Raw genomic sequence first — 25,510 nt, forward strand, 5'->3', positions numbered from 1 at the left:
CCCGCCTCCCGCGGCTGGGCGGATCGCGACTAGCCTCGGAGGGTGTTCCTGACCGAGCCTTACGGCTTCCGCGACCGCTCCGCCCTCGACGAGCGCCGGGCCCTGCTCGAGGACGAGCCCTCGGTGCAGCCCCTCCGGGCGTTCCGCGAGGAGCTCCTCGCCCGGCGCACGCGCAGGCATCCCGGTGCCGTGGTGCCCGACTTCGACCCGGCCGAGGCCGGCGTCGAGGCGCGTGCGCTCATCGTGCTGGAGGCCCCGGGACCGATGTCGGCCGGCCCCGACGGCTCCGGCTTCGTCTCGGTCGACAACGACGATGCGACCGCCGCCTCGACCTGGACCCTCCGCGACGAGGTCGGACTGCACGCCCGCACCCTGGTCTGGAACATCGTGCCGTGGCAGCTCGACGGCGCCCCCGACGCGGACGAGGTGCGGCAGGGCGCGATGGAGCTGCGCCGGCTCCTGCCGCTGCTCCCCGACCTGCGGGTCGTCGTCAACGCCGGGACCGCGCCGACCAGCGGCTGGAAGAAGAACATCGAGCCGTACCTGGTCGACGGCCCGACGGTCATCGACTCCTGGAGCCCCGGCCAGCGGGCGATGAGCCAGCCTCGCAAGCGCGACGAGCTGAAGCGCGCCTTCGAGCGCGCGACGCACCTGGTCGGCTGAGCCCCCGGGGCTCCGAGGCGTCACGAACGGTCGTCATCCGAGCCGGGAGGCGGCCCTTCGCGACGCCTCGACCGCCGGCGGGCGGTCCGCTCAGGCCGAGCGGGCGTCCCGCAGCGCGTCGGCCGACTGCTGCGCGGCGCGGCGGACGTCGCGGTCCGGGTCGCGGAGCATGCCCGTCAGGACGGCCTCGACGCTCGCCGCGAACTCGCCCTTCGCGTCGCGACCGGAGGAGATCCCCGCCAGAGCGGCCGCCACGAGAGCGCGCGCTCCGGCCGCGCGGACCCGGGGGTGCTCATCGGTGGTCAGGCGGGACAGCTTCTTCTGCCCGCCCAGCACGCGCTCGGCGCAGACGCGGGCGCACATCTCGCGGACGCGCCAGGAGGGGTTCGCGAGTCCGGCGGTCACCGCGTCGGCGGCGTCGTCGTCCCAGACGTAGAGGAGCGCGCGGGCGCCCCAGAGCTCGGGCCAGTAGAGGGAGGGCGCTCCCTTGAGGATCCCGTCGGCGTGCTCGCCGCCCACGGTGAGGAGGAAGGACTCGCCCTCGTACCCGCCGGTGAGCAGGGCCGCGGATCGCAGAGCGACGTTGCGCTCCCCCTCGCGGGCGACCTGCGCGCGCAGGCGCTCCTCGAGCGGATCGGTGAGGGTGACGGTCGGTTCGTTGTCGCGTGCCATGAGGCTCCCGAGAGTACTCGCCCGCCCCGCACCTTCGAAGACCCGCAGCGTTCGGCGCCGCAGCGGTCGGCCCTCTCCGTCCTGCGGCGATGGTCCGATCAGCACTCGTTCCACCTGCTGGTCGAGTGGCGCCGCAGGGACCACGGCTGAGGGACGCCTGGTAGATTCGATCCGATCGACCCCCTCCCAAGCCTCTCCGCGATGCTCACATGGGAGGGGCCTTTTTCTTCGGCACCGAGGTACTGCGATGGCACGGAAACCGAGCCTGTCGTGGAAGCAGCAGGTCCAGCTCCTCCGTGACCGCGGGCTCGGCATCGCCGACGGGGAGGCCTGCACGAGCTACCTGGCCGCGCAGAACCACTACCGCTTCTCCGGGTACGCCCGCTACTTCCAGCGGGCTCCGCACGACGGGGACGACTCGTTCGCGGACGGAGTCTCGTTCGAGGACGTCCGAGCGGTCTGCGACGCAGATGAAGCGCTGCGGCAGAGCCTGCGTGCTCGACTGGCCCGTGCCGAGATCCTTCTCCGCAGCCGTACGGCTCATGTCATCGCTCGTGAGCACGGCCCGTACGAGTGCTATCTCGAGAAGAGCTTCTACTCCGAGTCTCCGAACGCGGAGTCGACAGTCGATTCGTGCCTCCGCGACATCGAGCGCAGCAGGGAACGGCATGTCCTCCGATTCACGGAGCTCCCCGGCGGCAGGGGCGCGGCCGCCTTCGGCGAGCTACCGGTGTGGTCGGCCGTCGAGGCCTGGTCCTTCGGAACTCTGTCGAGATGCATCGAGCGAGGGGCACGAGGATCGCTTGCGGGGGACGTCGCGTCCGGTCTGGGAGTCGCCCGAGCCGGTTTCGCCTACCGGGTCCGCGCACTCGTCTACCTGCGCAACCGGTGCGCTCACCACAGCCGGCTCTGGAACCACTCCGTGATCGATGCGGGCCCCACGCCCAACAACGTCCGTGCGAAGGCGAAACGTCTCGCCGGGCAGTCCACTCCGCGCTCGGTCGTGGACGTCATCGCTTCGTTGGACGACATCCTCCTACGAGGAGCGGACGCGGCCCAAATCCTTCCGGAGCTCGTCGCCGAGCATTCCCTGCACGACGTGTTCTGGCGAGGGCTCACGACGCCCCGGAGCCCCCTCGATCATCGAGGACCGCAGTGAGAGCGACGCGACCGGGACGGTCCCGCCCGCCCCGCGCCACGGCGGATGCCGCAGCGGATCGGACGATGCCCGCCCGCTCAGGAGGCGCCCACCGGGAGGTCGGCCCCGCCTGACTATGCTGGTGCCACCCCCGGCAGCCGAGCCTTCTGAGCCTCGTCCGCGCCGGGGTGGCGCGGCTCACCCGCCCGGGGAGCGGAGGAGGTCCTCTCATGGCCGATCGGCCGAACCTCCGCCATGTCGCGGCGGTCGCGGGCGTCTCGCACATGACCGTGTCGCGCGTGCTCAGCGGGCACCCCAACATCAAGGAGTCGACCCGCCAGAAGGTCCTCGAGGCGGTCGACGAGCTCAACTACAGGCCGAACATCGCCGCCCGCTCCCTCGTCACGCAGCGCACCGACCGCATCGGCGTGATGATCGAGAGCGGCGCCGAGTACGGGCCGTCGAGTACCCTCCGCGCGATCGAGCGCGCCGCCCGCGAGAAGGGGTACTCGATCACCTCCGTCGCGCTGCGGCCGGACCTCGAGATGACCCCCACCGACGCGATCGCCCACCTGATGGGCCTCGGGATCGACGCGCTCTGCGTGATCGCGCCGCGCTCCTCCTCCGTGGCGACCCTCCGCACCGTCGAGATCGGCGTGCCGACGCTCGTGGTGAAGAGCGACAAGGATCCGAGCTTCCTCACCGTCTCGGTCGACCAGCAGGCCGGCATGTTCCAGGCCGTCGACCACCTGGGGAACCTCGGCCACCGCGACGTGCTGCACCTCTCCGGCCCCCTCGACTGGCTCGACGCGCGCGCCCGCGAGCGCGCCTTCCACAGCCGCGCGAAGTCGTGGGGGATGCACGAGCGCCCCATCGTCATCGGCGACTGGACCCCGGACTCCGGGTACGACTTCGCCGCGAGCCTGCAGTCGGTGCCCGACTTCACCGCGATGGTCGTCGCGAACGACGAGATGGCGCTCGGAGTGATCCACGGCCTCGTCGAGCGCGGGATCCGCGTGCCCGAGGACGTGAGCATCGTCGGCTTCGACGACCTGCCCACCGCCCGCCACTTCCTCCCGCCGCTGACGACGGTCCGCCAGGACTTCGACAAGCTGGGGACGACGGTCGCCGAGGTGATCCACGCGAGGATCCGCGGCCAGGAGATCCCGCAGCGCACCCGGATCCCCACGGAGCTGGTGATCCGCTCCTCCACGGCCGCTCCCCGATCGTGACCCTCCTGTTCCCGTCCCGCCGCATGCGCTCGCGTATCATCGGCGGCAGCCCCTGGCACGCCGGACCCTGACGGCGCGCCGCACACGAACCGAGGACGGCACGTGGCGATCTCATCGAGGACGACCCGGAGCTCCGCGGCACCCGTCGTCGAGATGACCGGCATCCGCGTCTCCTTCGCCTCCGGACCCGCTCTGAAGGACGGGAACCTGCGGCTGGTGCCGGGCGAGATCCACGGACTGATGGGCGAGAACGGCGCGGGCAAGTCCACGCTGATCAAGACGCTCACCGGCATCCACCAGCCCGACGCGGGCGAGATCCTCGTCGACGGCGTCGCCCGGCGCTTCAGCGGCCCGGCGGAGGCGAAGGCAGCGGGCATCACGGCCGTGTTCCAGGACGAGCGCCTCACCGACAACCTCAGCATCGGCGAGAACGTGATGCTCGGCCACGAGGTCCGCGGCCGCTTCGGCATCTCCTGGTCGCGCACCCACCACCGCGCGGCTGAGATGCTCGCCGAGCTGGGCCTGGAGGACCTCGACCCGCACCTGCCGCTGCGCTCGCTCTCGCCGGCGATCCGCCAGCTTGTCGCGATCAGCCGCGCGATGGTCGACCGTCCGCGCGTGCTCGTGCTCGACGAGCCCACCTCCAGCCTCGACCTCAGCGACGTGGCCCGCCTCTTCACGGTGCTGCGGAGGCTGCGCGACCAGGGCGTCGCGATCCTGTTCGTCTCGCACTTCCTCGAGCAGGTCCTCACCCTCAGCGACCGGCTGACGGTGCTCCGCGACGGCGGCACCGTCGGCGAGTACCCGGCGCACACCATGGACCGCGCCGAGCTGATCGCGAAGATGATCGGCAAGGACATCGACGCGCTGCGGCAGATCGGCTCCGACCGCCGCGAGCACCGCCGCCAGCCGGTCGGCCCGGCGATCTACCGCGCGCACGGGATCGGCCGCCGCGGCGCCGTGGGCCCGACCGATCTGGAGCTGCACCGCGGCGAGATCGTGGGCTTCGCGGGCCTGCGCGGCTCGGGGCGCACCGAGCTGGCGTCGCTGGTGAGCGGGGTCGAGAAGCCGGACACCGGCGAGGTGCTGATCGACGGCGAGCCCGCGCACATCTCCGACCCGGTGTCGGGCCTGCGCCACCGCATCGCCCACTCGAGCGAGAACCGCCGCGAGGACGGGATCATCGGCGACCTCTCCCTCCGCGAGAACCTCGTGCTGGGCCTGCAGGCTCTGCGCGGCTGGGCGCACCCGCTCTCGGCCGCCGAGACCGACACCCTGGTGCGCACCTACGTCGAGGCGCTGAACATCTCGCCGGCCGACCCGGACATCCCGGTGAAGTACCTCTCCGGAGGCAACCAGCAGAAGGTGGTCCTCGCGCGGTGGCTCGCGACCCGTCCGCGGCTGCTCGTGCTCGACGAGCCGGCGCGCGGGATCGACGTGGCGTCGAAGGTCGAGATCCAGGCACACATCGCGCAGCTCGCGAAGGAGGGGGTGACCGTCGTCTACATCTCGTCCGAGCTGGAGGAGGTGGTGCGCCTCAGCGACCGCATCGTCGTCTTCAAGGACCGCGAGAAGATCGGCGAGGTCAGCAACGGCCCCTGGCTCACCGTCGACACGATCGTCGAGATGATCGCCGCCGACCGCGACGACGACCTCGACGACGACGACGACTGACCTCCCCCGCCGGCCGAGCGGCCGCACCGTCCACCGGGTCTCGATGAGCCGTCCGGGCTGCTCGACCGCCAGGACCTCGGCGCGCCGGCGGGTCCCGCTCGGGCGCCGGGCCTGCGAGGATCCGGGGGTGGACGATCAGCGACCGGACGAGCTCGCGGAGCTGCAGCGGCGCGCCTACGGCCGAGGCTCCGACATCGAGCGGGACCCCGGCGCGCTCGCCCGGCTCTCCGCGCTCGAGGCCCGCGTCCGTCCTGCCCTCGGCACCGCACTGCCGGGCGCGGTGGTTCCCGCGGACTCCGGGGACGCGGCGCCGGAGGACGCGGCACCTCCCGCGGACGCCTCCGCCGACGAGGAGTCCGACCCCCTCGGCCACGTCCCGCCCCGCCGCTCCCGTCGGCGCGGCCTCCTCCTCCTCGCCGCGCTGGCCGCGACGGCCGCCGTCGCCGCGGGGGCCACCCTCCTCGCCACCGCCGGGGACGGACAGCCCGGCCGCGAGGTCGCCGTGCTGCCGCTGTCGAACGGCACCGACCTCCCCGGCTGGGAGGGACTGGGGTTCGACGGATCGGTCACCACCGAGGACTTCGGCGGGCTCACCGTCGTGCGGCAGAGCCTGCCCGCCGACACGGGGCTCACCGTCGTCCGGCAGCGCCGCTCCTCGAGCGCCGGCTCGTGCCTCTCCATCGTGCGGACCGCCGAGCCGCAGGACGGCCTGTTCTTCCAGGGCTGCACGGCCGGAGCGTTCCCCGCGGTCGCGCAGTTCACCGTGACGTCGGCGGCGCCGGAGGCCCTGCGCGAGCGGTTCCCGATCGGCACGTCCCTGCGGTTCGCCCTCGAGGGCGACGAGATCCGCGTCCGATCCGACGCACCCTGACCACTCAGATCCCCGTCCGCCCGTGCGGGTCGCCCACCTTCTTCGACTCGCTCGACCCGCGCTCGCGCAGGAACACGGCGAGCGCCGCCATGCTGCCCACCGCGAGGAACTCCGACTGCCAGTTCTGGAGCGTCCGGTTCCAGAAGTCGGCGGAGGAGACGTAGCCGAGCCAGTCGACGGACGCCTCCAGGCTCGTCAGCTGCTCCTCGTTGTAGGCCACGACGCCCGTCACCGACTGCGCCGCCCAGGACAGCAGGAACACCGCCCCCATCACCAGCAGCCGCGAGTGCGAGAACAGCGCTTGCTGCAGGCCGCCGGCGGACGCCGAGGGCGGCGAGTCGTCCTCCGCGGACGCGCCCGCCTTCTGCTGCTCGTCGGTCTCGAGGCCCTCCTCGCCCACCCGCTTCGACTCGGGCGACCCGCGCTGCACGAGCCAGACGGTCGCGCCGATGTAGAGGAAGAACTGGAGGCACTCCGACTGCCAGTTCTCGGCGACGTCGATCGCGAAGTCGGAGGAGGTGACGAAGCGCCAGTAGCCGACCTCCCGCAGCTCCTCCGCGACCTGGGTGTCGTTGTAGGCGGCGAGCCCGGCGAACGACTGCCCGAGGAGAGCGAGCAGGAAGATCGCGAGGAAGAACAGCGAGAGCCCGTTCTCGCGCAGGAAGCGGCGCATCCGGCTCACCTCCCGAGGATCCCGACGGCGAAGAACCCGATCAGGCCGAGCACGATCACGGCGTAGTACAGGGCCGAGGCGGTGCGCACGTCAGCTCCCGTCGAGGACGCAGTCGAAGGGCGCGTCCGCCACCGGCGCCCAGCCGGCCGCGCGCACCAGCCAGCCGTCGTCGCCCGGAGTGAGGAACACCGCGGTGCCGCCGGAGCGCACGATCGCCGCCCGGCCGTAGACCTCGGCGTCCCCTGCTCCGTCTTCCGTGATCCCGAGCTCCAGCACGCCGCCGGGGCAGTCGCCCTCCCGGTCCTCCACGGCCTCGCGGGCGGAGCCGGTGAGCAGCGCGCACGCCGCGGCGCCGTCGCCGTCGGCGAGCGCGGAGAGGAAGGCGTCGGCCGCGCGGCGGGCCGCCGTGCCGTCCGCGGAGCATCCGCAGAGCGCGAGCACGAGGGCCGCCGTCCCGGCCGTCGCGGGGACGGAGCGCGATCGAGGGAGCATCATGGCCAGGGAAGCTACTCCCGGGCCCGACCACCGGGCAGAGGGTTGCCATCGGGCCCTGCGGGGCCCCGCGACCGGATCGTTACCGAAGCGCACCGCCGTGCTGTTGCGTCACAAGAATTGTTCACGGTAACATTTCGACGCGGCGCTGCTTCGGCCGGCGCCCACTGCACATCCTGCACTCACCGCACCTCGGGCCGCTAGGCCCGCATTCGAGGCCCTTCGGGGTCCACCATCTCGGGCGCGCTCTTCGTGCCCGCGATCTCAAGGAGGAGATCTATGTCCAAGACGAGGCGTATCGGCCAGTTCCTGGGTTTCGCAGCAGTCGGCGCACTCGCGTTCGGACTCGCGGGCTGCTCGGGCGGTTCCGGCACCGATTCGGGCTCCGGCTCGAGCGGTGACCTCACCACCGTCGGCTTCGTGGCCGTCGGCCCCGAGGGCGCGTGGCGCCAGGCGAACGAGACCAACATCGAGGACACGTTCACCAAGGACGCCGGCTTCGACCTGAAGTACGCACCCGCCACCAACGGAGACCAGAAGTCGCAGATCGACTCCTTCACCTCCTTCGTGGACGAGGGCGTCGACATCATCCTGCTCTCCGCCACGGAGGGCTCCGGCTGGGAGGACTCGCTCGAGCGCGCCCAGGAGGCCGAGATCCCGGTCATCCTGATCGACCGCGGCATCGAGCCGGACAACACCGACCTCTACGTGACCCGCATCGCGCCGGACAACATCGCGGTCAGCACCTCGGTCGCCGACTGGGCCAAGACCACCTTCCCGAGCGGCGCGAAGTACTTCACGCTCGAGGGCCCCGCGGGCGTCTCGGTCGTCAACGAGCGCAACGAGGGCTGGGACGAGGTCATCGGCGCCGACTCGAAGTTCACCAAGATCGGCGCGCAGACCGCGAACTGGTCCACCGAAGAGGCCAAGAGCGTCTTCGAGACCGTCCTGAAGTCGAACAACAACGACGTCCAGCTGGTCTTCGCACAGAACGACGAGATGGGTCTCGGCGCCGTCCAGGCCGTCCAGGAGGCCGGCCTCACCCCCGGCACCGACGTCAAGATCGCCACGATCGACGGCACCAAGAACGCCCTGCAGGCGCTGGCCGACGGCGAGCTGAGCTTCGTCGCCGAGTACAACCCGCTGTTCGGCGAGACCGCCCTCGACGCGGTCGAGAAGACCCTGGCCGGCGAGACGGTCGAGTCCTCGATCGTCGTCCCGAGCGAGACCTTCGACTCGCCCGAGGCCGCCACCACCGCGCTGCCCGACCGCAAGTTCTAGTCGCTCAGCACCACCGGTCGCCCGGCGTCGTCCTCGACGCGGCACCACTCCCCCGGAGCGACCGGGGCCGGCTCTCCGCCGGCCCCGGTCGCTCCGACCCTTCGGCGCACCTGTTCGGCTGCGCCCCGCTCGAGAACGGAACGACGCGACATGACAGGTTCGCCTCCGATCGTCGAGATGAAGAACATCTCGATCAGCTTCCCCGGCGTGAAAGCCCTCGACGGCGTCGACTTCCGCCTGTTCCCGGGCGAGGTCCACACCCTCATGGGTGAGAACGGCGCCGGCAAGTCCACGCTCATCAAGGCCCTCACCGGCGTCTACCGCATCGACAGCGGAGACATCGTGATCGACGGGGAGACCCGTCGCCTGACCGGCACCGCCGACTCGCAGGCCGCGGGCATCTCCACCGTGTACCAGGAGGTCAACCTGGTCACGAACCTCTCCATCGGAGAGAACGTGATGCTCGGCTACGAGGTCCGCGGACCCTTCGGCATCAACTGGAAGGCCACGCACCAGGCCGCGAAGGTCGCGCTCGAGAAGCTCGGCCTCGGCCACCTCAACACGCGCCAGTCGCTCGCCTCGCTCTCGATCGCGATGCAGCAGCTGGTCGCGATCAGCCGCTCGACGGTGAGCGACTCCAAGGTGCTCATCCTCGACGAGCCGACCTCGAGCCTGGACGCGAACGAGGTCGAGAACCTCTTCGTCGTCATCCGCCGCCTCCGTGCGGAGGGCGTCGCGATCCTCTTCGTCTCGCACTTCCTCGACCAGGTCTACGCGATCAGCGACCGCCTGACGGTGCTGCGCAACGGCACCTTCGTCGGCGAGTACCTGACCCACGAGCTCGACCGCACCTCGCTGATCTCGAAGATGATCGGCAAGGACATCGCGGCGCTGCGCTCCCTCGACTCCGAGCGCGAGAGCCAGGACCACCTCTACCGCGACGCCCCGCTCTACACCGCGAAGGGCATCGGCAAGAAGGGCTCCATCGAGAGCACCGACCTGACGCTGCACCGCGGCGAGGTCGTCGGCTTCGCCGGGCTCCTCGGCTCCGGCCGCACCGAGCTCGCGCGCCTGATCTACGGCGTCGACAAGCCCGACACCGGCGAGATCACGATGCACGGCAAGAAGATCGACGTCCCGACGCCGACCGCCGGTCTCGCCCACAAGATCGCGTTCTCGAGCGAGAACCGCCGCGACGAGGGCATCATCCGCGACCTCTCGGTCCGCGAGAACCTCATCCTCGGCGTGCAGGCCAAGCGCGGCTGGGCCCGCCCCCTCTCCAAGAAGGAGAAGGACGAGATCGTCGGCAAGTACCTCGTCGAGCTCAACGTGCGCCCGGCCGACCCCGACCGCCCGATCAGCAAGCTCTCCGGCGGCAACCAGCAGAAGGTCCTCCTCGGCCGCTGGCTCGCCACCGCCCCCGAGATCCTCATCCTCGACGAGCCGACCCGCGGCATCGACGTCGGAGCGAAGGCCGAGATCCAGGAGAAGGTCGTCGCCCTCGCCGGCGAGGGCGTCGCCGTGGTCTTCATCTCGTCCGAGCTCGACGAGGTCGTCCGCCTCAGCGACCGCATCATCGTCCTGAAGGACCACCGCGTGATCGCGGAGATCCTCAACGGTCCCGCTGTCACTGCGGAGTCGATCGTCACTACCATCGCCGCAGAGGGAGTCGTCGACGAGGACGTCGTCGTCCTCGAGAGCGCCACGCAGGAGGCCGCATCATGAGCAGCGACACCCGACCCGCCCGGGGATCCGTCCTCGGCGGGATCATCCGCCGCCAGTACTTCTGGGGAGTCGTGGCGATCGCCCTGCTCCTCCTCGTCAACGTCGTCAAGGACCCGGGCTACCTGGCCGTCTCGGTCAGCCCCACCACCGGCTACCTCGTCGGCAACGTCATCGACATCGCCCGCGCCGCCGCTCCGATCCTGATGATCGCCGTCGGCATGTGCCTGGTCGTCGCGACCGGGGGCATCGACCTCTCGGTCGGCTCGATCATGGTCGTCGCCGGCGCCGTCTCGATGGAGTTCCTCAACTCCGCGGGAGCGCCCGACTCGCTCGGCGCGGCAGCGGGAGCCTTCGCGGTCGCCCTCCTGGTGGCCGCCGTGCTCGGAGCCGTGAACGGCGTCCTCGTCTCGGTGGTGGGCCTCCAGCCCTTCATCAGCACGCTCGTCGTGATGCTCGCGGGCCGCGGCCTGGCGAAGGTCATCACCGGCGGCCAGAACACCGCCGCCACCAACGAGCCCTTCCGCTGGCTCGCGAACGGGTACGTCTTCGGGCTCCCGGTCGTGTTCCTCCTCGCCATCGCGATCGTCGTGGTCGTCGGAGTCCTGGTGCGCCGCAGCGCGCTCGGCCTGATGATCGAGGCCATCGGCATGGACCCGAAGGCGGCCCGCCTCGCGGGCATCAACCGCCGGGGCCTGCTGATGACCGCCTACATCGGCAGCGGCATCCTCGCCGGAGTCGCGGGCGTGTTCGCCACGGCGAGCGTGATGACGGTCGACGTCTCGCGCACCGGCTACCAGCTCGAGCTCGACGCGATCCTCGCTGTCGTCATCGGCGGCACCTCGCTCGCCGGCGGCAAGTTCAACATCACCGGTGCCGCCGTGGGCGCGATCCTGATCGCCACCCTCGACAAGACCGTCGTGTTCCTCGGAGTCTCGTCCTCCGCGACGCCCGCCTTCAAGGCGATCGTCATCGTCGCGCTCTGCCTCCTGCAGTCCGAGCGCGTCCGCTCCGCCTTCAAGTCCCGTCGCGAGGCGCGCCGCAGCGTCCCGCAGAAAGAGGCGATCCCCGCATGAGTGCCGTGATGACCCGCTCCGCCCCTCCGGCGAGCACCAAGCGCACCTCCGGGGCGCGCGGCTGGCTGAGCCAGCACCTGGACAAGCTGCCCACCCTGGCCGCGCTGATCATCTTCTTCGGGATGATCGTCTACGGCGAGGCCGCCTACGGCCGGATCCTGCAGGCGAGCACGATCTCGAACCTGCTGGTCAACAACGCGCACCTGATCATCCTCGCCGTGGGCCTCACCTTCGTGATCCTCACCGGCGGCATCGACCTCTCGGTCGGCGCGGTGATCGCGTTCAGCAGCGTGAGCGGCGTGCTCCTGATCAACGCCGGCTGGAACCCCTGGCTCGTGATGGTCCTGATGGTCGTGATCGGCGCACTGTTCGGCGTGATCTCCGGCGTCCTGATCCAGTACTTCAACGTGCAGCCGTTCATCGCGACGCTCGCGATGATGTTCCTGGCCCGCGGTCTCGCCTCCATGCTGAGCACCGTCCCGGAGCGCCTCCCCGAGGACTCGGCCGTGCTGAGCCTGGCCACGCCGATCAAGCTGATCGACGGGCCGAAGGTCAACGACTTCGTCATCAGCCCCGGCGTGATCATCGCGATCCTCGTCGTGGCCGGCGCGTTCTTCGTGCTCCACCGCACCCGCCTCGGCCGCACGGTCTACGCGATGGGCGGCTCCGAGCAGTCGGCGGCCCTGATGGGCCTCCCGGTCGTGCGGACCAAGCTGTTCATCTACATCATCAGCGGCACGCTCGCCGGTCTCGCCGGTGTGGTCTACACCGCCCGCCTCGGCAGCGCGCAGAACATCACCGGCACCGGCTGGGAGCTCGACGCCATCGCGGCGACCGTCATCGGCGGCACGCTGCTCACCGGCGGCGTCGGGTTCGTGCTCGGCTCGGTGGTCGGCGCCCTGGTGCTCGGCCTGATGAACGTCCTGATCACCCGTGACGGCGGCATCCCGCCGGAGGCGACCACGATCATCACCGGAGGCATCCTCCTGGTCTTCGTCCTCCTCCAGCGCGCCGTCATGGCCCGCAGCAAGACCTGACCGGGCTCCCGCCCGATCTCCCCCGGCGCCCCCTCGTCCCTCCGCGGACGAGGGGGCGCCGTCGTGTCCGAGGCGCTCCGCCGACCTCAGGAGGCGGAGCGGCTGAGCGTCAGCGCGGCCTGCTCGCGGGTGGCGTAGCCGCACTCCTCGACGAGGCGGGCGAAGTCGTCAGGGCCCCGCCGCCGCAGGCCGATCCGGCGCCGGAGGGTGCCCGCCCGGCGCGTCTCGATCTCCTCCGCCGGCGTGCGGCCGAGGAACGCGAAAGCCTGCGCGAGCATGCGGGGGCAGACGAGCAGCTCCCGGGCGAGCACCGCGGCGGAGAACGCCGGGTCGCGGTGGCGCGCCTCGATCACCGGGATCGCCTCCGCGTAGACCTGGTCGGCGCGCCGGGTCCGGACCTGCGGAGCGCTGTGCTCGACGATCCCCTCCAGCAGCAGCTCGCTCGCCCGCCTCACGCCGGCGGCCCCGAGCACGGCCGGATCGCCCTCGATCAGACTGTTGGCAAGGGCACGGGCAGGCGTCCAGACCGACTCGCGCACCGGCACGACATCGTTGATCCGCTCGCGGACCCACCGGTGCTCGAGCACGGCGGCGTCGAAGCTCCAGGTGTACGAGAGGGTGGGCCGCCGGTAGTCGATGCGCACCGGGACCCTGGCGTCGAGGAGCAGGACGCTGTTCGGCATCGCCTCGAGCACGCCCTCGTCGAGGACGACCTGGCCCCCGCCCTCGACGATCAGGGAGATGTGAACGCCCGCCGGCCTGTCCGCCCTGTCGACCGACGGCGAGCGGGCGATCCTGATCCCGTTCGGCCCCCACACCCGCGTGAGCGCGAGTCCCGGTCCATCCGCTGCGTCCATCCGCAGACCGGGAGCGCCGGTCCCGCGCTCGTCCCCTGCGCGAGCGAACGCCTGCGTCCGCTCCTCTGCGGCCCCCATCTCCCGCCTCCTCCGCGTCGAACGAACAGAATCCCTCATCTGTCGATCACCGCCGGACGTTCGCACGGATCTCCCAGGCCTCCGCGCCTCGCACTCGGAATCCGGCCGCACGCCGTCGCCGGACCGGGAGGACGGCCACGGGGACCGTCCCGGTCAGCGGCGCTGGGAGAGCCGCCACAGCGCGCGGCGAGCGCTCCCCTCGGAGGCGAAGCCCGCCTCCTCGGCCGCGCGCGCGAAGTCGGCCGTCGCCAGGGACCGCCCGCCGATCAGGAGCAGGAGGGTGCCCGCCCGGCGCCGCTCGAGCTCGTCGTCGGCCGTCCGCCTGAGGAAGGAGAACGCGCGAGCCAGCGTCAGCTCCGACACCAGGAGCTCGCGGGCGAGCCGGGCGGCGGTGAGGGCGGGATCGCGGTGGCGCTCCTCGATGAGGGCCATGGCCTCCCCGTAGACCTCCTCGGCGCGGGGACGTCTGCGCGGCGCGGAGCTCTCGACCAGCTCCTTCAGGAAGGCCTCGCCCGCCCGGGCGACGGCAGGCTGCTCCGCCAGAGCGGGGTCGCCGTCGAGGAGACCGTCCATCAGCGCCCGCGCCGGAGCCAGGAAGGAGTCGGCGACCGGCAGGACCTCGCCGAAGCGCTCCGTGACCCAGCGATGCTCCGGCGCCCGCTCGCCGAGCATCCAGGCGTAGATCACGGTCGAGCGGGGGAAGCACGCCCCGGTCCGCGGCTCCGCGTCGATGACCACCAGATCACCACTGCCGCACTCGAGCATCCGTCCGTCCTGTCGGATGCGTCCTCCGCCCTCGACGACCAGCAGCAGATGCGCGCCCGGCGGGCAGCGCGACTGCGGCTTCTGCTCGAGAACGCATCCGCCGGGGATCCACAGTCTGGCGATCTCGAAGCCGGGCGAGCCCGTCCCCTCGACCCGCAGTTCAGAACGGGCCTCCACGCCGTTCCAGTGCTCGGCCATCCGCCGGTACATCTCGCCCGATCTCGACCCCATCGGGCGCCCCCTCCTCGCGGGCACGCTGACGCCTCACCACGGGAGTGATTCGCAGCCCGCGCGTGGTCCGTTTGTCACGGGACCGGTCACAGCGGACGGCGACGCTCCCACTCATCGCACCGGCGGCGCCCCGGCCGGAACGGGCGACCGAGGGGATCCCGGGTCAGGAGGGCTATCGCGACTCGGGACGGCGCCTGAGCTCACCACTCCCTCCTCACGGCAGCGCCACTTCCTCCTCACCTGCCCCCGAGCGCTTGGGCCGACCGCCCGCCCGCGGGAAGACTCCCCAGCGGTACGGCGCCCGTCGTACCTGCCGAAGCGGCCGAGCGGACGACGACCGTCCTCCGAGCAGGCCGCCGGCGAGAAGACAGACCGAGGAGCTTCACTGTGACTTCAGACAACTCTCCCGCTGAGCAGGGTCCGCTGAGGCGACGCACCGTCGTCGCCGGCGCCACCTGGTCCCTGCCCGTGATCGCCGCAGCGACGGCCACACCCGCCGCCGCCGCCTCTGCCACGCAGACCCTCGTGTTCAGCTCCATCCCGACCATGATCGCGTGCATGCCCAACACGGCGCCGATCACGCTGACCCTCACCGGCGGCAACGTCGCGAACGTCCCTGTGCGGGTGAACACCCCGCCCGGCTTCCGCTTCGGAGGGAGCGGGACCGACACCTTCGTGACCGACGCGAACGGAGTCGCCACCATCCCCGCCGGCAGCGTCATCGCCGGCCCCTCGACAGGCTCGGCCCTCGCCTTCGGCGGCTCGGCGAAGACGAACGCCCCGTTCCCGGTCAGCCAGACCGGCGACCTGCAGTACAGCACGGGCCTCGCCACTGTTCCCGAGAACTCCGGATTCATCCACACCTCCTCGCAGGGTGTGAACGGCAACGTCTCCGTCAAGGCGAACGGCGACATCTGGCAGTACCGGCGGTCCGACGGCTGGCAGAAGCTCGGCACGGGCGCCTCCACGGAGCCCAGCACGTCAGGGCTCACGCAGCAGCCGGACGGAACCTACAACGCGCACTGGATCAAGGACGGAGTCCTCCAGTACGGCAAGGCGCTCGCGACCGTTCCGAACAACTCCGGATTCGTCCGCACCTACGGTCAGGGCGCGGACGGGAACGTCTCCATCAAGTCGAACGGCGACGTCTGGCGGTACAACCGCCAGGCCGATGAGTGGACCCTTCTGGGCACCGGCGCCAGCACCGAGCCGAGCGCGGCCGGCATCTCCGCGAACCCGGCCGGGACCCTGAACGTCCACTGGATCAAGAACGGAGTCCTGCAGTACGGCACCGCAGCGGCCACCGTGCCGACCAACTCCGGATTCGTCCGCGTCTACGGCCTCGGCACCCGCGGCACGATCGCCGTGAAGTCGAACGGCGACATCTGGCGGTACACCCCGCAGGGCGACGTCTGGGACCTCGTCGGCACCGGAGCCAGCACCGAGCCGAGCGCCGCCGGACTGACCCAGCGGCCGGGCGGGACCTTCGAGATCCACTGGATCAAGGACGGGGTCCTGCAGTACGGCACCCGGCTCGCGACCGTTCCGGAGAACTCCGGGTTCGTCCGCACCTACGGTCAGGGAGCGGATGGGAACGTCTCCGTGAAGGCGAACGGCGACATCTGGTACTACAGCCCGGCGCAGAACACGTGGACCAAGATCGGCTCCGGTGCCAGCACCGGCCCCGATGCGGCCGGGATCACCGCCCAGGGAGACGGCGCACTGAACCCCCACTGGATCAAGGCGAGAACCGACTGCCGCTGATCCGCGCCCGGCGGCCCTCTCCGCCCGCGTCCTGCCGGACCGCGGGCGAGGAGGGCCGCCTCCGCCCTCCCGCCGAGGACGGGCGCCTCGTCCGAGGTGGAACGCGCCACGCCGTCTCGGCGCCCCTCCCCCGGCCTAGCGTGGTCACCGCCCGCGCACCCCGTCCCCGCTGCGAAGGAGCCCGGTGACCGCTTCCGAGCAGCCGGCCGCCCCGCGCGGTCTCGTCGAGACGCTGCAGCTGAGCGGTCCCCGCGTGGAGGCGTGGCTGAGGAGCCTCGGCTGGGCGAGCGACGGAGCTCCGCCCCTGCACCTCGCCGGGGACGTGCTCGCCGTCGACGGCTTCCGGCTGAGCCGCCTCTGGCACACACCCGGCACCGTCCGGACGGACCCGCCCCTCCCTGCCCTCGACCGGGCCGAGGTCGACCTGATCGTCCCGGTCGCCGGCGAGATCGTCGTCGACGGCCCTCTCGAGGCCGCTCGTCTGCGGCCCGGCGGGCTCGCCCTCCTCCGGCGCGACGACTCCGCTCGGTTCCGGGCGGAGGAGGACTCCGCCTGGCTGGCGCTGAGGACGTCCTGGGGCCGGCTCGGCCTCACGAGCGCACAGTCCGGCGGGCCGTCCTGCACGCTGCTCGCCGCCGACAGCTACAGCGGCGCCTTCGTCTCCCTCGTCAACGCGACCCTCAACGCGGACCTCTCGGCGGGCGATCCCGGCTTCAGCGAGCTGCGCCGTGCGCTCGAGGCGACCGCGTCGGCTCTCATCAAGCAGAGCCTCCCGCCCGCCCGTCCGGAGGACGGACTCGAGGGCGTCCTCCTCCGCGCGATCGCCGTCATCGACGCGGAGGCGGGCGATGCGGACTTCACCGCCGGCGCTCTCGCGATGCGTCTCGGCGTCTCACGGGCGACGCTGGACCGCGCCTTCCACCGCCGGGGCACGACCGTGGCCGCGACCCTCCGCGAGCGGCGCGTGCACCTCGCCGCGTCGCTGCTCGCCGCGAGCCCGTCGCTCTCGCCCTCGGCTCGCGCGGCCGTGGCCGAGCGGGCCGGCTTCCGGACGCTGAGGGCGATGGACCGCGCGCTGAGCCGTTCGCGCGACGTCGACCGCGGCTGATCAGACCGGACATCGGCGTACGCGTCGCTCCAGGATGCACTCGGGATTCGTCGAACCGGTTCGCCTCTCCTCTGGAGTGTCGGGAAATGATCCGGTTAGGCTCTTCACGTTGTCGTCAACATAGTGTTACCGTGAACATTGCCGCGTACGAAGCCGGCACACTCCCTCCCCTCAGCAATGGTGCCGACCCTGGAGCAAAGCGCGATGAAGCCTTTCCTGCGACCACTCGTCCTCGTGACGGCCGTGGCCCTCACCGTCCCCCTTCTGACGGCCCAGTCGGCGAGCGCAGCTCCCTCCGACAGCCTCGTCCTGCGCTACGCGCTCGACGAGACGAGCGGCACGACCGTCGCCGACAGCTCGGGCAAGGGCCGCACCGGCACGCTCGTCAACGGAGCCGCTCCTCGCGGAGCCGCGGGCGTCGCCCTCGACGGGACCGACGACTACGTCAAGCTGCCCGACGACCTGCTCGCGGGCCTGAACTCGATCACGGTCAGCACCGAGGTCCTGGTGAACGCGAACCAGGGCACGCCCTACTTCATCTGGGGCCTCGGCAACACGACGAACGGCGCCGGGAACGGCTACCTCTACACGACGGGCAACGGCTACAAGGCCTCGATCGCCACCGGCAACTGGACCACCGAGCAGACCGTCAACTCCAACGCGAACCTCGCGCGCAGCGTCTGGAAGACCCTCACCTACACGCTCGACGACGCGAGCGACACCGCACGCCTCTACCTCGACGGCACCCAGGTCGCGCAGCAGACAGGAGTGACCATCACTCCCGCCGCGATCGGCAACGGCACCACCACCGCTAACGCGATCGGCCGCTCCGTCTACACGGCGGACAAGACCCTCGCCGGCTCGGTCCGCGACTTCCGCGTCTACAGCACGGCGCTCAGCGCGGCCGACGTCGCGACCCTCCAGGCCCCGGACAGCACGCGCGTCTCCCGCGACTCCGCCGCCCTGGACCTCGGGAGCCTCTCCTCGGTCTCCGCGAACCTCACCCTCCCGACGACCGGCCCCAACGGCTCCGCCATCGCCTGGGCCTCGAGCAACTCCTCGGTCGTCTCGACCAGCGGAGTCGTCACGCCGCCCGCGACCGGGGTCGCCTCGGTCGAGCTGACCGCCACGACCACCCGCGGCTCGGCCACGGCCACCCGCACCTTCACCGCCACCGTGCCCGCCAAGGACGTGAACGCCGACGCCCAGAAGGCGCTGGACGCCCTCTCGATCGTCAACTCCGGCGACGTCCGCGGCAATGTGACGCTGCCCGCGAAGGCCGGCTCCTACGACGTCGCCTGGGCCTCCTCGAACACGGCCGTGCTCAGCACGACCGGCGTCGTGAAGCGCCGGTCCGCCGCCACGCCCGTCACACTCACCGCGACGATCGCCGGCACGACCGCGACCCGGCAGCTGCCCGTCACGGTGACCGCGGCTCCCGCGGGCCTCGACACCGAGTACGACGCGGGCTACCTCTGGACCCACTTCGCCTCGACCGACTACGAGAAGATCTACTTCGGCTCCAGCACCGACGGTCTGCACTGGTCGAAGCTCAACAACGAGAAGGCCGTGCTCGCCAACCTCGGCGGCACCCTCGGCGTCCGCGATCCGCACCTCGTGCGCTCCCCCACCGGCGACGAGTACTGGATCATCGGCACCGACCTGCACGCCGAGGGCACCGCTCCCGGCGGCACCTGGGACCAGACCAACGCGAGCAAGAACCTCGTCGTCTGGCGCTCGACGGACCTCGTGAACTGGAGCGATCAGAGCATCGTCTTCGCCGGCTTCCCCGACGCGGGCAACGTCTGGGCTCCCGAGGCGATCTGGGACGACACGACCGGCCAGTACTACGTCTACTGGGCCGCCCGCGACAAGACGCTGACCGGCGGAGCCTCCGCCCAGCGCGTCTACGTCTCGACCACGCGCGACTTCGTCGGCTTCTCCACCCCGAAGGTCTGGCTGGACGAGAACCCCGCCGCCGGCGGCGGGAGCCGCGGCAGCATCATCGACACGACCATCGCGAAGGAGGGGGACACGTACTACCGCTTCTCCACCGCCGACTGGCGCACGGTCGTCGACAAGGCCCCGAGTCTCGCCGGCCCCTGGACCCGCGTGATCGGCTTCGGCGAGGAGAAGTCCCGCGGCCTCTCCGACCACCTCGAGGGCCTCACCGTCTACCAGCTGCCCGACGGCCGCTGGGTCGTCATGGGCGACTCGTTCGGCTACTCCGCCTACGTCACCGACACCCTCGCGGACATGCGGTTCACGGCGCTTCCTGTCGGCACCACCGGCCCGAACACGTACTCGTTCTCGAAGCCCTTCCGCCACGGCTCGGTGCTCCGCCTCTCGAGCGCCGAGGAGGCGCGCCTGACGGCCGCCTACGGCACCAGCAGCACCGGCCCCGCCGCGAAGCCGGTCAACGCGGCGGGTGAGATCCTCCGCTACACCTTCGACGGCGGCTCCGGCACCACGGTGCGCGACAGCTCGGGCAACAACCAGAACGGCACGCTGCCCTCGGGTGGCACCTGGAAGGACGGCGCCCTGCAGCTCGACGGCACCGACGACTACGTCAAGCTGCCGAACGACCTGCTCGCCGGAGTGACGGACCTCACCATCCAGTCCGACGTCTGGATCGACCCCGCGCAGGGCGGCGCCTACTTCCTCTACGGCCTGGGCAACACCACGAACGGCGCCGGCGACGGCTACCTCTTCACCTCGGGCAACAACTACCGCACCAGCATCGCGACCGGGAACTACACCACCGAGCAGACCGTCGCCGGCGGCTCGGCCCTCCCCCGCGGCACCTGGGCGCACCTGACGTACACGCTCTCCGGCACCACCGGCACGATCTACCTCGACGGAGTGAAGGTCGCCAGCGGCACCGTCACGACCGACCCGAAGGACATCGGCGGCGGCTCCACCTCGGCGAACTACATCGGGCGCTCGAACTACGACGCCGACAACCGCTTCCGCGGCCAGATCCGCGAGTTCTCGGTCTACAACCGGGCCCTCAGCGCCTCCGAGGTGCTCGCCGCCTCCGGCAACACGTCGGCCCTGGTCGACCTGTCGCTCAGCGGCGACGTCCTGAAGACGGCCCCGATCGTCGACTCGGCGAGCAGGACGGTCACCTTCCCGGTGAAGCCGGGGACCGACCTGACGAAGCTCACCCCGACCTTCTCCACCGCGGCCGGCGTCACGGCGAGCCCCGCCTCCGGCACCGTCCGCGACCTCTCCACCCCGCAGACGGTCGTGCTCACGCCCGCCGCCGGCGGCACCGCGACCACCTGGACCCTGAAGGCCGTCGTCATGAAGTCCCCCGTCCTCGCAGGCCTGAACGCCGACCCGAACATCGCGGTCTTCGGCGACACCTACTACCTGTACGCGACCTCGGACGGCTTCGCCGGCTGGGGCGGCAAGACCTTCTACGCCTGGTCCTCGAAGAACCTCATCGACTGGACCCGCTCGGAGCAGCCCTTCCTGACGCTCGACGGCGCGAACGGCAACGTGCCGTGGGCGACCGGCAACGCCTGGGCGCCGACGATCATCGAGAAGAACGGGAAGTACTACTTCTACTTCTCCGGCGAGAACTCCTCGCTGAACCGCAAGACGATCGGAGTCGCCGTCTCGGACAGCCCGATGGGCCCGTTCACGGCGCAGCCGACCGCGATGATCACCAACGGCGAGTCCGTGCGGTCCGGCCAGGCGATCGACCCCGCCGCGTTCACCGACCCGAAGACCGGCAAGAGCTACCTCTTCTGGGGCAACGGCGACCCGCTCTACGGGGAGCTGTCCGACGACATGCTCTCGATCAAGACCGGCACGATCAAGAAGATCAGCGGTCTGACCGACTTCCGCGAGGGTGCGTTCCTGAACTACCGCGACGGTCTGTACCACCTCACCTACTCGATCGACGACACCGGCTCGGAGAACTACAAGGTCGGCTACGCCACCTCGACGAGCGTCGACGGACCGTGGACCTACCGCGGCGTGGTCCTCGAGAAGGACACCTCGCAGGGCATCCTCGCCACGGGCCACAACTCGATCGTCAACGTGCCCGGCACGGACGACTGGTACATCGCCTACCACCGCTTCGCCATCCCCGGCGGAGACGGCCAGCACCGCGAGACGACGATCGACCGGGTGACCTTCGACAAGACGACCGGGCTCATGCAGAAGGTCGTCCCGACCCTCACCAGCGTCGCCGCGCAGACGATCGTCGACACCGCGCCGCTCGCAGCCTCGATCACGGGGAAGGCGACGGTGGGCAGCACGCTGACCGCCTCCGCCTCCTCCCCGTGGACGGCGACCGGCTTCCAGTGGAAGCGCGGCGGGACCGCGATCAGCGGGGCGACGGCGTCGAGCTACACGCTCACCGCCGCCGACCGCGGAGCGACGATCTCGGTGGCCGTGACCGCCGCGAAGCCGCAGTGGACGCCGGCGACGGCCTCCGCCTCCGTCGGTCCCGTGACCGACTCGGCACCCGCGATCGCCGTGACCACGACCTCCACGACGCGCTGCGCCGCCGGGAAGATCGTCGTCACCGCGACCGCCACGAACCCGAACGCCTTCGCCGCGAAGATCGTGATCGGCACGACGTGGGGCTCCAAGAGCTTCGCCGACGTCGCTCCCGGCGCCACCGTCTCGGCCGCCTTCACCACCCGGGCGACGAGCGTGACCGACGGATCCGCGACCGCCACGGCGACCGCGTTCATCAGCGGGAAGCCGGCCACGGCCTCCGCGACCGCCCCCTACTCCGCGGCCAGCTGCAGCTGATCCGCGGGCACGACCCACACCCATTGAGATCGAGCCGGCGACGACGCCGGCCGGAGAACGGAGAACACCCGACATGAACACCCGATCCCTTCTGATCCGCGGAGCCGCTGGACTGGCCGGAGGCGTCCTCCTGCTCGGAGTCGCCGGAACGGCGTTCGCCGCCGAGGTCAACTACGGCAACGACGACGTCGACATCAACGTCGAGATCGCCGACCTCCCCGGTAACGGTGCCCTCTCGATGACCGTCGCCGCGGACTCGACGACGCTGACCGAGACAGGCTCGGACAACGTCCGCCGCCAGTTCACCGGCACCCTGCCCACCGTCACGGTCACCGACACCCGTGACGCCGCGGACGTCTCCCCCGACTCCGCGTGGTACGTCATCGGCACGGCGAGCGACTTCACGTCGGCCGACGGCTCGACCATCGGCGCCGAGAACCTCGGCTGGACCCCGGACCTCGTCGACGGTGGAGACCTCGGCGAGGTCGCCGCGGGCGATGAGGTCGGCACCGCCATCGACGGCGGCGTCAACGGCGTCGGCCTGAAGGGCAAGGAGCTGCTCGCGATCGTCGCCAGCAACTCCCAGCAGGTCAACCCCGAGGGCTCCTGGAGCGCCGACGCCGACCTCTTCCTCCGCACCCCCGTGAACGTGGACGCCGGCGCGTACTCGTCCACCATCACCCTGTCGCTCTTCGAGTGACCCGTCGCGGCCGGGGGACGCACTCCCCCGGCCGCGATCCCACCACGGCCGACGCGGCCGGGCCCGCCCGCCCGGCCGCGTCGTGCTTCCCCCGTGCGACCATGAGGTTCTGATGACTGCTCCGCGCCGCTCCGCCGCTCCCCGCCGCCCGCTCCTCCCCGCGCTGCTCGCGCTGATCGTCGCCCTCCTCGGCGCGGGCGTCGCTCCGCAGGCCGTCGCGGCCGACGGAGCGATCACCTGGGCGGTCAGCCCCTCCACCGACGGCGTCCCCGACAAGCGCGCGTGGGTCGAGCTCGAGCTCGCCCCCGGCGCGAGCGCCTCGGACGAGGCGGTCGTGCGGAACCTCAGCGACCAGCCCGTGACCTTCAGCATCACCAGCGCCGACGGCTACTTCACCGACACCGGCCGCTTCAACATGCTCAACTCGGACCAGGAGTCGGTCGACGCCGGGCTGTGGATCTCCGCCCCCGAGACCGTGACCGTCGATCCGGGCAGCAGCGGCGTGGTGCCGTTCACCGTGACGGTCCCCGACAACGCCACCCCCGGCGACCACGCCGCCGGCATCGCCGCCTCCGTGCTCTCGCAGGGCACTGAGGCGGGAGGCGCGAACGTCGGAGTGGAGAGCCGCATCGGCTTCCGCGTGATGACCCGCGTGACCGGCGAGGTGACCCCCTCCTTCTCCGTCGAGGACCTGGCCAGCGACTACCGCCTCTCCTGGAACCCGTTCCAGCCCGGCTCCCTCTCGCTCGTCGCCGACGTGGTGAACACCGGCAACGTGCGCCTGCTGCTCGACGGCACGGCGAGCGCCCAGGGCGCCACCGCCCCCGTCGTCGCGGCCGACGCGCCCCAGCAGGAGCTGCTGCCCGGCGACCGGCGCAGCGTCTCGGTGCAGCTCGACGGCATCTGGCCCCTCTTCGGAGTCGGTGCCGACCTGACCATCGCACCGACCGTCGCCGCCGCCGATCAGGAGCCGGTCGCCACCGCTCCCGTGACGGAGTCGATCACGGTCGCCGCCGTGCCGGTCCCGCAGCTGCTCGTGATCCTCGGCGTCGCCCTCATCCTCGCGGCGCTGCTCGCCGGGCGCTCGCGCTCGCGCCGTCGCATCGCCGCCCTGGTGCAGCAGGCCAAGGAGGAGGGCCTGCGCGAGGGCGCGCGCGTCTCCTCCTGAGCGCCCCCTCCGCACGCTCCCTCCCCCCTCCCTGCCGCCGAGGGGCCCCGGGCCGTCGGGGGGATCCGCTACACCGGGTTCCCCCGACGGTCCAGGGTTCGCTCACCGCGCGGCCATGCGTCAGAGTGAGCGGATGACCACCACCTCCCTGGAGGCGCCGACTCGGCGTCTCGGCCTCATCGCGCTCATCGCGACCCTCGGCGGCCTCCTCTTCGGCTACGACACCGGCGTCATCAACGGCGCCCTGGAGCCGATGTCGGCCGAGCTGGGCCTCACCGCGCTGACCGAGGGGGTCGTCACCAGCTCGCTCCTCTTCGCCGCCGCGATCGGCGCGATCTCGGGCGGACGCCTCGCCGACGCCCTCGGGAGGCGGACCACGATCCGCCTGCTCGCCGTGCTCTTCCTCGTCGGCGCCCTGGTCTGCGTGGTGGCGCCGGGCTTCGGCGTGATGGTCCTCGGGCGGGCGGTCCTCGGACTGGCCGTCGGCGGCGCCTCGGTGGTCGTGCCGATCTACCTCTCCGAGATCTCCCCCTCCGAGATCCGCGGCTCGCTCGCCGGCCGCAACGAGCTGATGATCGTGATCGGCCAGCTCGCCGCCTTCGTGGCCAACGCCGTCATCGGCACCGTCTGGGGCGAGCTGCCCGGCGTCTGGCGGATCATGCTCGCCGTCGCCGCGCTCCCCGCCGCCGCGCTCCTGCTCGGCATGACCCGGGTCCCGGAGTCGCCGCGCTGGCTGATCGCGCACGGCCGACGCGACGAGGCGCTCGGCGTGCTCACCACCATCCGGACGCCCGACCGGGCCCACGCGGAAGCGGAGACCATCGCCCGCTCGATCGGCGCGAAGGACGGACCGAGGATCCCCCTGCTGCAGGCGCTGCGCGAGCGCTGGGCGGTGCGCATCCTGCTGGTGGGCATCGGGATCGGAGTCGCCCAGCAGCTCACCGGCATCAACTCGATCATGTACTACGGCCAGTCGGTGCTGAAGGAGGCGGGCTTCGACCACGACGGCGCGCTCGTCGCCAACATCGCGCCCGGGGCGATCGCCGTGATCGGCGGCCTGATCGGGCTGCGGCTCATGCAGACGATGAACCGCCGCACGACCCTCCTGCTCGGCTACTCCCTGACCACCGCGATGCACTTCCTGATCGGCATCGCCTCCGTCGCACTCCCCGTGGGGAACCCGGCGCGACCGTACGTGATCCTGGTGCTGGTCGTCGCGTTCGTGGGGAGCATGCAGACGTTCCTCAACATCGTCACCTGGGTGATGCTGTCCGAGATCTTCCCGCTGCGGATCCGCGGCGTCGGCGTCGGCATCGCGATCTTCTGCCACTGGATCACGAACGCGGTGCTCGGCCTGTTCTTCCCCACCCTCGTCTCCGGCGTCGGCATCACCGGAACGTTCTTCCTGTTCGGCGCCGTCGGCCTGCTCGCGCTCGCCTTCATCTGGAAGCGCGTGCCCGAGACCCGCGGCCGTGCCCTCGAGGAGGTCGAGGCGGGCGTCGTCTCCGGCGAGCTCCTGCGCCGCTGACGCCCGT

General features: G+C 71.4%; 20 protein-coding genes. 15 read left to right on the forward strand and 5 right to left on the reverse strand.

All coding sequences use genetic code 11. The annotated features are described in order from the left end of the window. Positions 1–42 precede the first annotated feature (42 nt). Entirely contained in the window at positions 43–663 is a 621-nt protein-coding gene (locus tag C5C49_RS07190; RefSeq protein WP_258060547.1) for a uracil-DNA glycosylase, read from the forward strand. A gap of 90 nt (positions 664–753) precedes the next feature. Here the strand turns inward: C5C49_RS07190 and C5C49_RS07195 are convergent, their stop codons facing one another. Beyond that, positions 754–1,335, reverse strand: coding sequence for a HEAT repeat domain-containing protein (locus C5C49_RS07195; protein ID WP_244230570.1), 582 nt, complete (start codon positions 1,333–1,335; stop codon positions 754–756). Positions 1,336–1,582: 247 nt separating this feature from the next. On the opposite strand from C5C49_RS07195, the gene C5C49_RS07200 reads away from it, so the two are divergent. From C5C49_RS07200 to C5C49_RS07215, 4 genes are all read left to right on the forward strand, one after another. Further along, positions 1,583–2,494 carry an Abi family protein gene (locus C5C49_RS07200; RefSeq protein WP_104345786.1) on the forward strand — a complete coding sequence of 304 codons (912 nt, stop codon included), beginning with the start codon at positions 1,583–1,585 and terminating at the stop codon, positions 2,492–2,494. Positions 2,495–2,703: 209 nt separating this feature from the next. Further along, on the forward strand, positions 2,704–3,705 hold the full coding sequence (locus C5C49_RS07205) for a LacI family DNA-binding transcriptional regulator (protein WP_104227009.1): 1,002 nt from the start codon (positions 2,704–2,706) through the stop codon (positions 3,703–3,705). A 153-nt stretch (positions 3,706–3,858) separates the two neighbouring features. Beyond that, positions 3,859–5,379 (forward strand): sugar ABC transporter ATP-binding protein, encoded by a 1,521-nt coding sequence (locus C5C49_RS07210; protein WP_104261089.1) that lies wholly within the window; start codon positions 3,859–3,861, stop codon positions 5,377–5,379. Between the two features lie 127 nt (positions 5,380–5,506). Then, positions 5,507–6,250 (forward strand): hypothetical protein, encoded by a 744-nt coding sequence (locus C5C49_RS07215; protein ID WP_104345787.1) that lies wholly within the window; start codon positions 5,507–5,509, stop codon positions 6,248–6,250. Positions 6,251–6,254: 4 nt separating this feature from the next. Here C5C49_RS07215 and C5C49_RS07220 read toward each other — a convergent pair whose 3' ends face one another. Together C5C49_RS07220 and C5C49_RS07225 are read right to left on the reverse strand one after the other, a co-directional pair. Beyond that, positions 6,255–6,923, reverse strand: a complete 669-nt coding sequence (locus C5C49_RS07220) for a DUF6766 family protein (protein WP_104345788.1) — start codon at positions 6,921–6,923, stop codon at positions 6,255–6,257. A gap of 90 nt (positions 6,924–7,013) precedes the next feature. After that, positions 7,014–7,418 carry a hypothetical protein gene (locus C5C49_RS07225; protein ID WP_104345789.1) on the reverse strand — a complete coding sequence of 135 codons (405 nt, stop codon included), beginning with the start codon at positions 7,416–7,418 and terminating at the stop codon, positions 7,014–7,016. A 276-nt stretch (positions 7,419–7,694) separates the two neighbouring features. On the opposite strand from C5C49_RS07225, the gene C5C49_RS07230 reads away from it, so the two are divergent. The 4 genes from C5C49_RS07230 to C5C49_RS07245 all read left to right on the forward strand — a co-directional run bounded on the left by C5C49_RS07230 (position 7,695) and on the right by C5C49_RS07245 (position 12,531). Then, positions 7,695–8,696, forward strand: coding sequence for an ABC transporter substrate-binding protein (locus tag C5C49_RS07230; RefSeq protein ID WP_104222394.1), 1,002 nt, complete (start codon positions 7,695–7,697; stop codon positions 8,694–8,696). Between the two features lie 150 nt (positions 8,697–8,846). Continuing rightward, positions 8,847–10,421: a sugar ABC transporter ATP-binding protein gene (locus C5C49_RS07235; protein WP_104222393.1), complete on the forward strand. Its 1,575-nt coding sequence runs from the start codon at positions 8,847–8,849 to the stop codon at positions 10,419–10,421. Then, the gene (locus C5C49_RS07240; RefSeq protein ID WP_104238658.1) at positions 10,418–11,494 is read left to right on the forward strand and encodes an ABC transporter permease; all 1,077 of its coding nucleotides are present in this window, start codon (positions 10,418–10,420) and stop codon (positions 11,492–11,494) included. The genes C5C49_RS07235 and C5C49_RS07240 overlap by 4 nt, the downstream gene beginning before the upstream one ends. Then, positions 11,491–12,531 carry a sugar ABC transporter permease gene (locus C5C49_RS07245; protein WP_104222391.1) on the forward strand — a complete coding sequence of 347 codons (1,041 nt, stop codon included), beginning with the start codon at positions 11,491–11,493 and terminating at the stop codon, positions 12,529–12,531. The genes C5C49_RS07240 and C5C49_RS07245 overlap by 4 nt, the downstream gene beginning before the upstream one ends. Positions 12,532–12,617: 86 nt before the next feature. Here C5C49_RS07245 and C5C49_RS07250 read toward each other — a convergent pair whose 3' ends face one another. Continuing rightward, positions 12,618–13,466 carry a hypothetical protein gene (locus tag C5C49_RS07250; protein ID WP_104345790.1) on the reverse strand — a complete coding sequence of 283 codons (849 nt, stop codon included), beginning with the start codon at positions 13,464–13,466 and terminating at the stop codon, positions 12,618–12,620. A gap of 153 nt (positions 13,467–13,619) precedes the next feature. Next, positions 13,620–14,462, reverse strand: coding sequence for a hypothetical protein (locus C5C49_RS07255; protein WP_146080953.1), 843 nt, complete (start codon positions 14,460–14,462; stop codon positions 13,620–13,622). 387 nt (positions 14,463–14,849) lie between these two features. Here C5C49_RS07255 and C5C49_RS07260 point away from each other — a divergent pair, with 387 nt between their 5' ends. From C5C49_RS07260 to C5C49_RS07285, 6 genes are all read left to right on the forward strand, one after another. Next, a complete protein-coding gene (locus tag C5C49_RS07260; RefSeq protein WP_104345791.1) occupies positions 14,850–16,226 on the forward strand; it encodes a hypothetical protein in 1,377 nt (458 codons plus the stop codon). A 184-nt stretch (positions 16,227–16,410) separates the two neighbouring features. After that, positions 16,411–17,334, forward strand: a complete 924-nt coding sequence (locus C5C49_RS07265) for a helix-turn-helix domain-containing protein (RefSeq protein ID WP_104345792.1) — start codon at positions 16,411–16,413, stop codon at positions 17,332–17,334. Between the two features lie 204 nt (positions 17,335–17,538). Then, a complete protein-coding gene (locus tag C5C49_RS07270; RefSeq protein WP_181135729.1) occupies positions 17,539–22,107 on the forward strand; it encodes a family 43 glycosylhydrolase in 4,569 nt (1,522 codons plus the stop codon). A 73-nt stretch (positions 22,108–22,180) separates the two neighbouring features. Then, positions 22,181–22,807 (forward strand): hypothetical protein, encoded by a 627-nt coding sequence (locus tag C5C49_RS07275; RefSeq protein WP_104345794.1) that lies wholly within the window; start codon positions 22,181–22,183, stop codon positions 22,805–22,807. A gap of 112 nt (positions 22,808–22,919) precedes the next feature. Further along, positions 22,920–23,975 carry a WxL protein peptidoglycan domain-containing protein gene (locus C5C49_RS07280; protein ID WP_104345795.1) on the forward strand — a complete coding sequence of 352 codons (1,056 nt, stop codon included), beginning with the start codon at positions 22,920–22,922 and terminating at the stop codon, positions 23,973–23,975. Positions 23,976–24,108: 133 nt separating this feature from the next. After that, a complete protein-coding gene (locus tag C5C49_RS07285; protein WP_258068411.1) occupies positions 24,109–25,503 on the forward strand; it encodes a sugar porter family MFS transporter in 1,395 nt (464 codons plus the stop codon). The last annotated feature ends 7 nt before the right edge of the window (positions 25,504–25,510 follow it).

This window comes from Rathayibacter sp. AY1E2 (genome assembly GCF_002932325.1).
In the GTDB taxonomy this organism is placed as follows: domain Bacteria; phylum Actinomycetota; class Actinomycetes; order Actinomycetales; family Microbacteriaceae; genus Rathayibacter.